This is a genomic window from Psychrobacter proteolyticus (assembly GCF_038155145.1).
Lineage (GTDB): Bacteria > Pseudomonadota > Gammaproteobacteria > Pseudomonadales > Moraxellaceae > Psychrobacter > Psychrobacter proteolyticus_B.
Genome location: NZ_JBAKAY010000004.1, coordinates 12,498 through 25,869 on the forward strand (window position 1 = coordinate 12,498; position 13,372 = coordinate 25,869).

At 42.8% G+C, this 13,372-nt stretch carries 11 protein-coding genes; 8 read left to right on the forward strand and 3 right to left on the reverse strand.

Annotated elements, in window-relative coordinates; translation table 11 throughout:
* The first annotated feature begins 291 nt into the window (after window positions 1–291).
* A complete protein-coding gene (locus V6252_RS06025) occupies window positions 292–750 on the forward strand; it encodes a hypothetical protein (protein WP_341609744.1) in 459 nt (152 codons plus the stop codon).
* Window positions 751–1,046: 296 nt separating this feature from the next.
* On the forward strand, window positions 1,047–1,430 hold the full coding sequence (locus V6252_RS06030; protein WP_341609745.1) for a hypothetical protein: 384 nt from the start codon (window positions 1,047–1,049) through the stop codon (window positions 1,428–1,430).
* Window positions 1,431–1,544: 114 nt separating this feature from the next.
* On the opposite strand, the gene hemH is transcribed toward V6252_RS06030, so the two are convergent.
* Window positions 1,545–2,564: a ferrochelatase gene (gene hemH / locus V6252_RS06035; protein ID WP_341609746.1), complete on the reverse strand. Its 1,020-nt coding sequence runs from the start codon at window positions 2,562–2,564 to the stop codon at window positions 1,545–1,547.
* Between the two features lie 495 nt (window positions 2,565–3,059).
* Here hemH and metX point away from each other — a divergent pair, with 495 nt between their 5' ends.
* The 4 genes from metX to V6252_RS06055 all read left to right on the forward strand — a co-directional run bounded on the left by metX (window position 3,060) and on the right by V6252_RS06055 (window position 7,305).
* Window positions 3,060–4,403 (forward strand): homoserine O-acetyltransferase MetX, encoded by a 1,344-nt coding sequence (gene metX, locus V6252_RS06040; protein WP_341609909.1) that lies wholly within the window; start codon window positions 3,060–3,062, stop codon window positions 4,401–4,403.
* A complete protein-coding gene (metW, locus tag V6252_RS06045) occupies window positions 4,400–5,008 on the forward strand; it encodes a methionine biosynthesis protein MetW (RefSeq protein ID WP_057758464.1) in 609 nt (202 codons plus the stop codon). Before metX ends, metW begins: the two co-directional genes overlap by 4 nt.
* Window positions 5,009–5,421: 413 nt before the next feature.
* Window positions 5,422–6,003 carry a tetratricopeptide repeat protein gene (locus tag V6252_RS06050; RefSeq protein ID WP_057758462.1) on the forward strand — a complete coding sequence of 194 codons (582 nt, stop codon included), beginning with the start codon at window positions 5,422–5,424 and terminating at the stop codon, window positions 6,001–6,003.
* Window positions 6,004–6,231: 228 nt separating this feature from the next.
* Window positions 6,232–7,305, forward strand: coding sequence for a rhodanese-related sulfurtransferase (locus V6252_RS06055; RefSeq protein WP_425355859.1), 1,074 nt, complete (start codon window positions 6,232–6,234; stop codon window positions 7,303–7,305).
* Window positions 7,306–7,438: 133 nt separating this feature from the next.
* Here the strand turns inward: V6252_RS06055 and serA are convergent, their stop codons facing one another.
* Window positions 7,439–8,665 carry a phosphoglycerate dehydrogenase gene (gene serA, locus V6252_RS06060; protein ID WP_341609747.1) on the reverse strand — a complete coding sequence of 409 codons (1,227 nt, stop codon included), beginning with the start codon at window positions 8,663–8,665 and terminating at the stop codon, window positions 7,439–7,441.
* A 336-nt stretch (window positions 8,666–9,001) separates the two neighbouring features.
* Here serA and V6252_RS06065 point away from each other — a divergent pair, with 336 nt between their 5' ends.
* Window positions 9,002–10,438: an FAD-binding oxidoreductase gene (locus V6252_RS06065; protein ID WP_341609748.1), complete on the forward strand. Its 1,437-nt coding sequence runs from the start codon at window positions 9,002–9,004 to the stop codon at window positions 10,436–10,438.
* A gap of 92 nt (window positions 10,439–10,530) precedes the next feature.
* On the opposite strand, the gene V6252_RS06070 is transcribed toward V6252_RS06065, so the two are convergent.
* A complete protein-coding gene (locus V6252_RS06070) occupies window positions 10,531–11,160 on the reverse strand; it encodes a BLUF domain-containing protein (RefSeq protein WP_201568524.1) in 630 nt (209 codons plus the stop codon).
* A gap of 537 nt (window positions 11,161–11,697) precedes the next feature.
* On the opposite strand from V6252_RS06070, the gene V6252_RS06075 reads away from it, so the two are divergent.
* Complete coding sequence (locus V6252_RS06075) at window positions 11,698–13,335, forward strand: carbon-nitrogen hydrolase family protein (RefSeq protein WP_102094613.1); 1,638 nt, start codon at window positions 11,698–11,700, stop codon at window positions 13,333–13,335.
* The last annotated feature ends 37 nt before the right edge of the window (window positions 13,336–13,372 follow it).

Here is a 13,372-nt window from a genome sequence, read left to right on the forward strand (position 1 = left end):
AACTGTTACTACAATAATTCATTATATATTGTTTATATTAACAATCACTTATGACCAGTTAGTTATATTTCATAACAGTAATATCTAGGTATGGGGTTTATAATAGGACATCTGTTAAACCCTAACTATTCGATATTTTTGCTTTAAAGTGAGCCTTTGGGCTCACTTTTTTGTTTTTGACACATTCTTTTTGATACGCAGGAGCCAGTTATTTTGAGTTCAGATGGCATCATTGAAATCCCTGGCATTATACTTTTGATAATATGCCTATTGCGCAGTTCACAATATGTTATGAAAAGTCATGTCAGACAGATTAAGGCTTTTTGGCTGGCAGCCGTACTTATATTTGTCTCTGTCATTCGTCGAGAGTTGAACTATCTACCAGACTTACTGGTTCCAAGCGATTTTTCGATGCTTGGTCAGTCTTATGACTGGTGGGAGGACAGCGTCCTTACCGTTATCTATCTCGTCGCGCTTGGTTTGCTGGTCTACTCAAGGCATTACCTATGGGCAGTGCTAAAAAACGTGCCAGTTTCGCTCTATCTTAGCGTTACTGTACTGGCTATCATTCAGTACATGGGCGAGAACGCTATTATGTTCCCGCATACATTTGGTGAAATTGTCGAAGAGCTGGCTGAGACTGCCATTTATGGTATCGCCTTGACCTATTTATGGCGATTTAAACTGGCTGACTATCAGTCATGTCTAGTACAGAAGTTAAACTACAAGTTTGACCACGCCAATAATTAACACTATAAGTTTTATTATTTATATAGCGACTTTGCGACTTTGCTATCTTACAAAGATTTAGCACAAATTTTATAAACAATTACGGCTACTCATTTTGAGTAGCCGTTTTGCGTTCTAGTCATTGTCTTACATTTTTTGAACATCCTGTCACACCTTACTACTAGTGAAAAATTGATTAAGCGTACAAACTGAGAAGCATATAATCTACATTGCAATGAGCAATGCTTTAACAAGCTAGCGCGATATTTTTACTTCTAATGATGGCAACATCTAATAACTACAATAAGGAATTATTCATGGAAAACTCAAAAAACCCATTACCAGAAGAGATGGATCATATTGACGGTAATCGTCGTGACAATAATGACAGCGTCGATAATTTAGATAACTTAGATAGCAGCAATCAGGATGAACAAAACAACCAATTGGTCGATTTGGACAATCCTATGCTGCATACCATTGATAACGATGATGTGATTGATAATAGTGCGGGATTTAATAACTCAGAAGTCGGTAGTGATGCGACCCAAGGACTAACACCTGCGCATCGTCAAAATATCGATGAGTCTCGTGTCGATGAGATTTTAGTTCAGGATAACCTTGATGACAGCGATTATCCAGATGCGATGGACATTGTGGATAGAGAAGCGGCTGAACGTAGCAACGATGATGATTTTTAGAACTTAATACGATTGTTGATCTACCTCTCTAAACCAAAAAAGCACGCTTAACTATATTAAGCGTGCTTTTTTCATTCTACTATTCAACTTACTAAAACAGCGACTTTCGTCTGTCTAAACCCAGCCATCTAGCGTGCCAGCCCAACCTTTTACTAGAGGCAAGCTCAATGCTTCAAGCAATTCAATATGTGTCTCATCAAGGTTTAATGCAGGGATATAATGATACTCTTGCCCGCCAGCATTAAGGAAGTTATCACGGTTTTCAATGGCCAACTCCTCTAATGTCTCTAGACAATCTGCTGAAAACGCCGGACTGATCACCTGTATCGAGCGCACACCTGACTTACCCCAGTCTTCCAACACCACATCGGTGTACGGCTTAACCCACTCTTGCTTACCAAAGCGTGACTGGAAACTGATAATCCATTCGTCATCGTTCAGGCCAAGCTCATGTGCCACTTGCGCAGCCGTACATTTACAGCGCTTAGGATACGGATCACCTTTATCAGCATAAGGCTGCGGGATACCATGAAAACTAAACATCAATTTTTCAGGCTTGCCATGCTTCTCTTGAAAACGGCGTATAGAGTTGGCCAAAGCTTGAATATATAGCGGATGGGCAAAGTAGTCTTTGACAATCGTATAATTTGGCAAGTTGCGTTGCTTGAGCGTCCACTTCGTCAGCGCATCATATACGGCACCGCCTGAAGAGGCAGAGTACTGTGGAAACAACGGCAGTATGACAAAGTGATCAACCCCTTCACCACGTAGCGCGTCCATGACATCAGGCAAACCAGGATTACCATAGCTCATCGCAGGATGCACAGAGACACGAAAAGGTGCCACACTATCGGCCAAACGTGGTTCTAATAGCTCAACTTGGCTTTTTAGTATTTTACGAATCGGTGAATCACCTTCCCAGATACTGGCGTAAGCCTTTGCTACGCGCTTAGGACGACTTGGTAAGACAAATAGATTCAGAATAATAGCCCATAGGAATTTGGGAATCTCGATTACTCGTGGATCTGACAAAAACTGTTTGAGGTAGCGACGTACGGCTGGTGCCGTTGGCTCATCTGGGGTACCAAGATTCACTAACAAAACGGCAATACGTGGGGGCAATTTAGGTTTCATAGCAGCACTTTATTAGCAGTAAGTTATTAAGGGTGAGGTCAAAATAATAAGAGACGATACTGTTAAGACACAGTTGAATAGACACCTCATTAGTGTAGCATTTTATCTATTAATGACGCGGGCTAAAAGCGCACCTATACAATTTGATACGCAGTTGCTATTTATTAACTCTTGATTACTTGATGCTGGCGGCTTACTCGTTATTCATTTCTAGCGCACCTTCTATAAAAACTATGATCGATGCGCTCGAAAGGCGCGCTCGATGGTTGTACTCCAACGCGCATCACCATACAATAGGCAGGCCCAGTTTATAAAAACCGTGTAGGTAAAATAGCCTGTTAGCAACGTGCCATTTTGCTTTTATTTTATTGATGATTGTAGTCTTGCGAGGTAGCTTTGAACGCACGCTCTGATAATACCAGTGACCAGCATCCTAATTCACAACCTCACTCTAATAGCTCAGCCAATACCAACAGTGATTTAGGGTCTGTAGGTATCGTTACGCCTCAGAATTTTCATTTCGCTGAGCCCTTAACGTTAGAATGCAACCGTACCCTACCCTCGTTTGACTTGATGGTAGAGACTTACGGTACGCTCAATAGCGACAAATCAAATGCGATTCTGATTTGCCACGCGTTATCTGGCAATCATCATGCAGCTGGCTTCCATAGTGCTGATGACAAAAAAGCAGGCTGGTGGGACAATATGATTGGCCCCAATAAAGCAATTGATACCAATCAGTTCTATGTGGTGTGTGTCAATAATATCGGCAGCTGTTTTGGTTCAACAGGGCCTACCACTATTAACCCTGATAGCGTTGGTTCGGATAGTGTTAGTTCGGACAGCCTTGATTCAGATAGCAGCGATGAGCCGCAAGTGTATGGCCCTGATTTTCCGCTGATCACCATCAAAGACTGGGTAAAAACCCAAGCAATGCTCTCAGATCGTCTAGGCATCGACGTTTGGCACGCCATTGTCGGCGGCTCAATGGGCGGTATGCAAGCGCTACAATGGTCTGTTGATTATCCAGATCGATTAAAGCGCTGTGTGGTCATCGCCAGTACGCCAAAGCTATCTGCTCAAAATATCGCCTTTAACGAAGTGGCGCGCCAATCTATATTATCCGATCCTGACTTTAAAGATGGTCGCTATATACAAGAAGGCACTTATCCTCGTCGCGGACTGATACTGGCGCGTATGGTTGGACATATCACCTATTTAACTGATGACGCGATGAAAGCAAAATTCGGTCGTGATTTAAAATCAGGTAAATTCATGTATGGCTACGATGTCGAGTTTCAGGTCGAAAGCTATCTACGCTATCAAGGCGAGCGCTTTAGTGAAAACTTCGATGCCAATACTTATCTGCTCATGACCAAAGCCTTAGATTACTTTGATCCAACGCGCGACTACCCATCAACCGTAGTAAAAGACACTACAGAGTCGGCAGTGCAAATAGAAGACTCAATCGCGGCGTCAGTCGAGTCTAGCAAAGCTAATGCACAAAATGAGTTAGAAGATGCGGTAGCGACGATTGAAGATATTGAGTCTGATCGTCAGCAAGAGCTTTCTGCGCTCAAAGCGGCCTTTGCCCATACGCAATGCCAATATCTGGTCGTTTCATTTACCACTGACTGGCGTTTTGCACCTGAGCGCTCGCAAGAGATTGTCGATGCGCTAATGGCCACTGGCAAACCAGTCAGCTATATCAATATTGACGCGCCGCACGGACATGACTCATTCTTATTTGATATTCCTCGCTACATGGGTGCGGTTAAAGGATTTTTGACTGCACCATTTATCACCCCTAGCCGCCCAGCCGCAGGAGAACGCTCATGAGAATGGATCACCAACTGGCAGAGCGCTGGATTGCGCCGCAAGCACATGTACTGGACTTAGGTTGTGGCAATGGTGAGCTGCTTGCCCACTTACAGCAAAAACTAGGCGTAACAGGTTACGGACTAGAGATTGATGAAGACAAAATCAATGAGGCAATTGGCAATGGCTTGTCAATTGTCGAGCAGGACCTCAACGATGGTCTAGCGCGCTTTGCTGATAACAGCTTTGACACGGTCGTCATGGCACGTGCCCTACAAGCAGTAAAAGCACCTGACGAGTTGTTGCTTGATATGCTGAGAGTTGCCCGTGAAGCAGTCATTACCTTCCCTAACTTTGCGCATTGGCAAAACCGCATTCATTTAGGGCTTAAAGGTATGATGCCTGTCTCTGAAGCGCTGCCTTACGAATGGTACAACACGCCAAACATTCATCTATGTACCTTTAAAGATTTTGAACTATTATGTGCGCAGCATGATATTCATATTATTAATCGTTTTGCGGTTAGCGATTCTGAAAAGGGCCATACACCTTTGATGAAGGCGTTAATAAGACAAGCCCCTAACTTATTAGCAGACGTCGCTATCTACCGAGTAACCAAAAAATAACCGCTAAATTCTCAGCTATCTTTGTATTTTATAGAGTGCTAAACAGTGCTTTACGAGCTAGTATCAACCTTAATAGATTGTTAACTTAATATAATTTTTTAGTAACTGTCTGATTTTGTTAAGGACAATCAAGTACAAACGTCTATTAGACCTTGTAATTAGTATTTGAGTTTCGTAAGTTTGGGTGTTAAGCTAGCAAAATATTGTCAGCCACCCCACTATTACGACCGTTTGTCTAATCAGTTAGGGTGAAATCTCTGATCTAGAAATGACAACCCCCTTTTGCTAATGATTAGGTAAGTTCATATCGCAAGATTCCACCTAATTGTTATCGCCGTCTGACTGTCTTTAGCGAGACAATGTTTAGCGGTACAATTTTTTTTGCTTATTAACTGCCTAATTTTGGAGCTGCTATGAAATTATTAAAAGCTGCGTTGTTTACTGCATTATTTTCTTGTGCTGGTTTAGCCAATGCTGAGTTAATATCAAACGTACCGCTTGATACCTCACGTTTTGAGCTTATGCCTGTGAGCGAGTTGTCTAGTCGTGCCGCCCAAGGTAACGACCACGCTCAGTTCTATCTGGCCAAGCGTTTGCAAAAAGGTGAAGGAATTGCGCAAAATACCCAACAAGCAATCCAGTGGTATACCAAAGCCGCTCAGCAAGGCGTTGCCCCTGCTCAGTTGAATCTTGCCATCATGTATTTGCGCGGCGAAGGCGTACAGCCTAACTTACAACAAGCCCGTCTGTGGTTAGAAAAAGCTGCGATGCGTGGCGATAATCGTGCCAGTTACACGCTTGCACTATTGGATGAAAAGCAAAAAAATCTGGTCGATGCCTATAAATGGTATGACTTGGCTGCCCGTGATGGCATGCTAGACGAAAAAGTCCGTAACAAGGCACGTGGTAAAATTGGTCAGTTGGCATTGAACTTATCAAGTGATGATATCGCTAGTGCTCGTAGCAAAGCGGATACTTGGTTCCAGAGTAAGTAATATTTAATCTTACGTTACGTATTGAATATCTAAAAAGCTCAGTATTTTACTGGGCTTTTTTGTTTTTTATAACATCAAGCCAAGCATTACAAACTATTCAAAACTCTAGCAAAATTTGCTACACTACGCGCGCATTAATCAATTCCACAATTTTGTTAATGCTTTAAACTGAAAAGTTACTTTAACCCCAACGCACTAGGTTTGCGACCTAGCCAGCAGGAGAAAGACATGAGCACCTCTCAAGATAGTAATATCAAAGAAACCGCGATAACTGACAACAATTCAGCCCCTGTATACGATAGTGTGACTAATAATATCGTCGTTGCCGCACTATATAAGTTTACGCGCTTTGCTGATTTTGAACAGTATCGTGAGCCTATCCTCAACACTATGCTCGATCACGATGTAAAAGGTACGTTGTTACTTGCAAGCGAAGGCATTAACGGTACGATTTCTGGTACGCGTCAAGGTATCGATACCGTACTTGACTACCTACGTAGTATTGAGGCAATTGGTACGTTTACTTTTAAAGAATCCTATACTGACGCACAGCCTTTTTATCGCACTAAGGTGAAGCTAAAAAAAGAAATCGTTACCATGGGTGTCGAGAATATCGATCCATTGGAGTCCGTTGGTCGCTATGTAAAGCCAAGCGAGTGGAATGCGTTGATCTCAGATCCTGAAGTTACCTTAATCGACACGCGTAACGACTATGAAGTGCAAATTGGTACATTCCAAAATGCAGTCAACCCAAACACTGAAACGTTCCGCGAGTTTCCAGAATACGTCTCAAAAGAGCTTGATCCAACCAAGCATAAAAAAGTGGCGATGTTCTGTACAGGCGGTATCCGCTGCGAGAAGTCGACTGCCTATTTACGCGAGCAAGGGTTTGAAGAGGTCTATCATCTAGAAGGTGGCATCCTAAAATACCTCGAAGAAGTCCCTGCTAGTGATTCTATGTGGCAAGGTGACTGCTTTGTTTTTGACAACCGTGTGTCAGTAAACCATAACTTAGAAAAAGGCAGCTACGAGCAGTGTTTTGCTTGCCGTATGCCGATCACTGTCGATGACATGCAAAGCCCTGCCTATATCAAAGGCGAATCTTGCCCACACTGTATCGACAAGGCAACCGATGAGCAAAAAGCCCGTTTCCGTGAGCGCGAGCACCAAATGCAGCTAGCCAAGAAGCGTGGCGAAGCCCATATCGGTAGCGACGTGATGGATGTAATCGAAAAACGTAAAGCCGCCAAAACGGAAGCGCGTCTACAGGCAGAAGCTGCAAACAATACTAAAGCCAACTAAACTTAGCATTAGTACAATAAAAAAGAGAGGCTCTAATCAATAGAGCCTCTCTTTTTTTATGACAAATCTTCAATGTGTATCAAAACTGTTAGCACTGATATAATTAATCCAATTTGAAAGCGGATTGACTATATTAAAATAAGATACGTACGCGGATAGTCTCTTCTACATCTTTTAATTGGTCTAGTGCAGCGGTCGAATCATTGTAATCGACATCCATCACTAGATAACCAACATCACCTTCTGTCATCAGGCTCTGCGCTAGGATGTTAATGCCAGCTTCAGCAAATAAGCGGTTAATCTGAGACAGTACGCCTGGCACGTTTTTGTGAATGTGTAGTAGACGATGCGAGTTTTCTTTGAACGGAATAGAAACTTCTGGGAAGTTAACCGCAGTCGCCGTATCACCTTGGTCAGAGTATCTAACAAACTTATCTGCTACTTCTAGTCCGATATTGGCCTGTGCTTCTTGTGTTGAACCACCGATATGCGGCGTCAAAATCACATTATCAAACTTACGTAGTGGTGACTCAAACTCTTCGTCAGCTGATTTTGGCTCTTTTGGGAACACATCGATGGCCGCACCCAAAATTTTACCAGACTCAAGCGCATCCGCCAGATCATCAATCTCGACGCACGTACCGCGAGCCGCATTGATAAAGTAGCTGCCTTGTTTCATTTGAGCGAACTGCTCAGCTTTCATCATATAGCGAGTGCTTGGTACATCAGGTACATGCAATGTCACGATATCAGCCGTTGATAGTAGCTCTTCTAGGCTACCAACTTGTACCGCGTTGCCTAGTGGCAATTTGGTCACAGCATCATGATAAATGACTTTCATACCGAAGCTTTCTGCTAACACAGACAGCTGCGAGCCGATAGAGCCATAACCGACGATACCGATAGTCTTGCCGCGCACTTCATGTGAGTTGGCCGCAGACTTACCCCAGCCGCCGCGATGTACGGTTGCATTCTTTTCGGGAATACCGCGGTACAGCATGATGGCTTCGGCCAATACTAGCTCAGCTACCGAACGGGTGTTCGAGAATGGCGCGTTAAAGACAGGGATACCAAGATCACGAGCGGCGTCTAGATCTACTTGGTTGGTACCAATACAAAAGCAACCAATGCCGATAAGCTTGTGTGCGTGCTCAAGTACTTCACGCGTCAACTGAGTGCGCGAACGAATACCGATAAAGTGAGCATCTTTGATCTTTTCGATCAGCTCGTCTTGATCTAAGGCGTGACTGATATTCTCGATGTTGTGGTAACCAGCGCCTTCTAGTACTTTTAGGGCATTGTCATGTAGACCTTCAAGCAATAAAAACCGGATTTTGTCTTTTTGTAGTGATAACGCCATATGAGAACTGTCCTATAATTGTTTTATAAGATTACCTGTTGGATAATCTATGATGGAGGAAACGAAAACAGTCCCGATATCTTACACAAAATTTGAGGTCGATGTTAGCAGATTAGATGAATTATTGGTTATCAAGCCTGAAAAATTTTTATGCTATAGTGAATTATTCTGTTTGAAACCGATCGAATCAATTATTTATTACTTACCTCTTCTTATAGGTAAAAATTATCATCCACTTATTACCTCTACGAGCTGACTCACCACTGAATTTATAGTTATTTCGCTATATAATAAGCAGTCCCAGCATCGTGCTTACGCCAATATTGAGATTTGACCATGACGCCAACTACCGCTCAGAACACATCCGAAACCAATGCCGTGCAAACCATCTTGAGCACGCTTACTAATACCCATGACTTCGATCCCAGCCAAATCAAAACTGACGCTGAGAGTTTAGAGCATTGGGGCAAAGACTGGACCAAACACTTTGCGCCTGCTGCTGCTGCCATCGTCTTTCCGAAAACTACCGAGCAAGTGCAATCTATCGTCCTACTTGCCAATGAACACAACGTCGTCCTAACGCCAAGTGGTGGTCGTACAGGCCTGTCTGCTGGTGCAGTCGCAGCCAATGGTGAAATTGTCGTCAGCATGGATAAAATGAACCGTATCGGACAGTTTTATCCTGCCGATCGTATGGTCGAGATTGAGGCCGGTGTGGTTACTCAGCAGTTGCAAGAATTCGCTGAATCAAAAGACCTATACTACCCTGTCGACTTTGCCTCAGCAGGCTCTAGTCAAATCGGCGGCAACATCGGTACCAATGCTGGCGGTATCAAAGTCATTCGTTATGGCATGACTCGTCAATGGATTATGGGTCTGACTGTTGTCACGGGTAAAGGTGATATCTTGCAGCTGAATCGCGGCATGGTAAAGAACGCCACTGGTTATGACCTGCGCCAACTATTCATCGGTAGTGAAGGCACGCTTGGCCTTGTTACTCATGCGCAAATCAAGCTTGAACGTCAGCCCCAAGATTTAAACGTCATGGTACTTGGCATGGACAGCTTCAATGACGTCATGAACGTACTCTCTGCTTTTCAGGCACAGATTGATTTAACAGCGTTTGAGTTCTTTGACGATGTAGCGATTGATAAGCTAATGGCACATGGTCAAGTACAAGAGCCGTTTGAATCACGTACCAAGTTCTATACGCTATTAGAATTTGAAGCACCTTATGAGCCAATCATGGACAAAGCCATGGCCATATTTGAACATTGTATGGAGCAAGGTTGGGTCGTCGATGGGGTGATGAGCCAAAACCTCACACAAGCAGCAGAGCTATGGAAGCTACGTGAGTATATCTCAGAGACCATCTCAGTATTTACCCCTTATAAAAACGATGTATCGGTGCTAATAAGCCACGTACCGACCTTTATCGAAGAGATTGATCATATTGTCAGCAGCAACTATCCTGACTTTGAAGTTTGCTGGTTCGGTCATATCGGTGATGGTAATTTGCATCTGAATATATTAAAACCTGAAAACATGAGCAAAGATGATTTCTTTGCTGAGTGTCAGGTCGTCAATAAATATGTGTTTGAGACAGTGCAGAAATATGGTGGTTCAGTGTCTGCTGAGCATGGGGTTGGTATGACAAAGAAGCCGTACTTGCACTATAGCCGCAGCGAGACTGAGATTGAATACTTAAAAGAAGTCAAAAAAGTCTTTGATCCAAACAACATTATGAACCGTGGTAAAATTTTTGATATGTGAAGAACACTCTAAACGCTTATCGCAAATAAAAAGACGTTAAACCGAGAGGCTAGCGTCTTTTTTATTAATTTATAATTCGCAAAAACTACAATCTATAAATATAACAGTATCAATGCGACGACCAGTAGTATGCTCAAAAACCCTTGAATAATCAGAAATGCCTGATGCGGTGCCGCGATATGACGCACCATATTACCCAATGCATTATAAGTAATACCTGCCGCCTTAATATGGGGTGGACTATCGAAAGTTTTGATGATTTGCAAAAACTGCTCAGTTCGATCAGACGACCAACCATGCGGCGCAAATGGTAAAAACGGAGATAATTGTACGGCCTGTTTCTTGGTCGCGGGTGACCATAACCAACGCTCCAAAAACAGCAAGCGCATACGCCAGTCGGCAAAGCTGCGATGATTGATGACTTGTAATAGCAACACTTCTACATTTTTATGACGACTATCGACGAAGATTCGCTCTTGCAGAGCAAATACGTCTGACTTTTTACCTTCAATACATTGCAGAAAATGACCATTGCCGTAGCATAGCGTGCCTGTGATGTTATGCTGCTGATTGTAGTTACGTGCGTGACCTTCTACTTCATCAAAAATAGAGGTGCTCAAACGCGAGCCAAGAGTCAGCGTACTGACATAAACCAACTGAACCAAAGCGGAGTCATCTATGTCATCCCACTTCATGATTCTATTGGTATGATTTAAAGGCATAATAAAATAATCCTAAGAAGCCGATAAAATACGGCTAAATGAAACAAGCAACACAATACTATGCCTGAGTTGAACCAAAAAATTGACTCACAAAAACGTAGCAAATATTTACTACGTGAGACTGTTATTACCGTTACAGCTTGCTATGATAACAAGCAAAACAAAAGGTGCTGATAGATATTATTTAGATTCTATATTGAGATAATAAATAGTAAGACAGTTGTAGGTACAATGATAATGCAGAGTTAGGCGCTTATCGGTGTTCACAAACCTAATAGATATAAAGCGATATAGAATGCGGCAGTCACTATCCTTTAGCCTTTTACGTTAGTCAAAAACAGTACTAAACAGAGTGAGTAAAATGGTCTAAGATATCAACATAACCTATTGTAAATATGGCAATAAATTATTGTAACGACAATATCTTCCTATTGGAATGTTTTTATTACTTTTTTGCACAAAAATCGGCACATCAATGTGCTATGACCCCATTATTTGATACCCCTACATTCAATAGCTATTTAAAACAGGAAACTTATGAGTAAGATGGAAAAATTAGATGATTTTCACCTCACGATTGCTGAGATTAAGAAAAAAGATTACCCACAATTAAAAGCCTTGATGGATCGTGTCTATGTAAACTTGGGTGGCGCATGGTCAAAGACAACCATTCATACTTTGATTGACGCGTTCCCTGAAGGTCAGATTGCCTTGTTTGATCATGATCAGCTGATTGGTATCGTGCTCTCTATGCGCGTTGACTATGCTAAGTTTTCAAACCCGCACACTTATGACGATTTGATTGGGCAAAAAGAAATCATCAGAGACAATCCAGAAGGTGATGCAATTTATGGTTTAGATGCGCTCATCGACCCTGATTATCGTGGCTACCGCCTCGGTCGTCGTCTTTATGATGCACGCAAGGAGTTATGCCGACAGCTGAACTTCCGCGCTATATTAGCCGGTGGACGCATACCTAACTATCATAACCATAAAGATCTGACTCCAGGCGAATATATTGATGCCGTTGAAAGCCGTGAAATTCATGACTCAGCTTTGTCATTCCAGCTGTCTAATGGCTTTATTGTTAAACGTATTTTGACCGCTTATCTGCCAGATGATAAGCAATCAAAGGGCTTTGCTACCTTGCTTGAGTGGGCAAATATTTATTATGAGCCTAAAGACTATAAGCCTAACACTCGCAAGTCTGAAGTGCGTATCGGTGGTATTCAGTGGCAGATGCGTGAAGTCGAATCACCTGAAGAATTACTGCAACAGGTTGAGTTCTTTGTCGATATCATGGCTGACTACAACTCAGACTTTGCCTGCTTACCTGAATTTTTCAATGCGCCATTGATGGGTCTGTGCGAAGAAACCGATCAAAATATTGCCATTCGATTTTTGGCGGGTTATACCGAGTGGTTCAAAAATGAAATCTCGCATTTAGCCGTCAGCTATAACGTCAACGTCATTACTGGTTCGATGCCGTTATTGGACGAAGACGATACCTTATACAACGTCAGCTACTTATGTCGCCGCGATGGCACCGTTGAAGAGCAACGCAAAATTCATATTACTCCGCATGAGCGCAGCGCTTGGGTAATCGAAGGTGGCGATGAAGTCAAAGTATTCGACACGGATGCGGGTCGTATCGGCATCTTGGTCTGCTACGATGTTGAGTTCCCTGAGCTTGCACGTCTAATGGCACTTGATGACATGGATATCTTGTTTGTGCCCTTCTGGACTGATACCAAAAACGGATATCTACGTGTCCGTCATTGCGCACAAGCCCGTGCTATCGAAAACGAATGCTATGTGATGATTTGTGGTTCAGTCGGTAACTTACCGCAAGTTGAGAGTTTGGATATTCAGTACGCTCAGTCGTCGATTTTTTCACCATCAGACTTTGCGTTCCCGCATGATGCGATTATGGCAGAGACCACTGCCAACACGGAGATGGTGTTCTTTTCTGATGTAAACTTAGACAAGCTTACTCACGTTCGTCATGAAGGCTCAGTACATAACTTAATCGACCGCCGTGATGATTTGTTCAGCTTAAAATGGAAGCGCAAAGCCAAAGTGCCAGCGAGCAAGTTGAGTGATGAGCAGCGCCGTGAAAATTCAGGTAGCGTACTGATTGGTGATCCATTACAAAACCGAGCACAAAAGCCATAATAGGTTGACATCGCACACTTATAGTAGACTTTATAAA

Excerpts from the sequence above, each read along its gene's own strand:
- V6252_RS06025 (WP_341609744.1), top strand. The coding sequence starts at position 292 with ATGAAAAGTCATGTCAGACAGATTAAGGCTTTTTGGCTGGCAGCCGTA.
- V6252_RS06030 (WP_341609745.1), top strand. The coding sequence starts at position 1,047 with ATGGAAAACTCAAAAAACCCATTACCAGAAGAGATGGATCATATTGAC.
- hemH (WP_341609746.1), bottom strand. The coding sequence starts at position 2,564 with ATGAAACCTAAATTGCCCCCACGTATTGCCGTTTTGTTAGTGAATCTT.
- metW (WP_057758464.1), top strand. The coding sequence starts at position 4,400 with ATGAGAATGGATCACCAACTGGCAGAGCGCTGGATTGCGCCGCAAGCA.
- V6252_RS06050 (WP_057758462.1), top strand. The coding sequence starts at position 5,422 with ATGAAATTATTAAAAGCTGCGTTGTTTACTGCATTATTTTCTTGTGCT.
- V6252_RS06055 (WP_425355859.1), top strand. The coding sequence starts at position 6,232 with ATGAGCACCTCTCAAGATAGTAATATCAAAGAAACCGCGATAACTGAC.
- serA (WP_341609747.1), bottom strand. The coding sequence starts at position 8,665 with ATGGCGTTATCACTACAAAAAGACAAAATCCGGTTTTTATTGCTTGAA.
- V6252_RS06065 (WP_341609748.1), top strand. The coding sequence starts at position 9,002 with ATGACGCCAACTACCGCTCAGAACACATCCGAAACCAATGCCGTGCAA.
- V6252_RS06070 (WP_201568524.1), bottom strand. The coding sequence starts at position 11,160 with ATGCCTTTAAATCATACCAATAGAATCATGAAGTGGGATGACATAGAT.
- V6252_RS06075 (WP_102094613.1), top strand. The coding sequence starts at position 11,698 with ATGAGTAAGATGGAAAAATTAGATGATTTTCACCTCACGATTGCTGAG.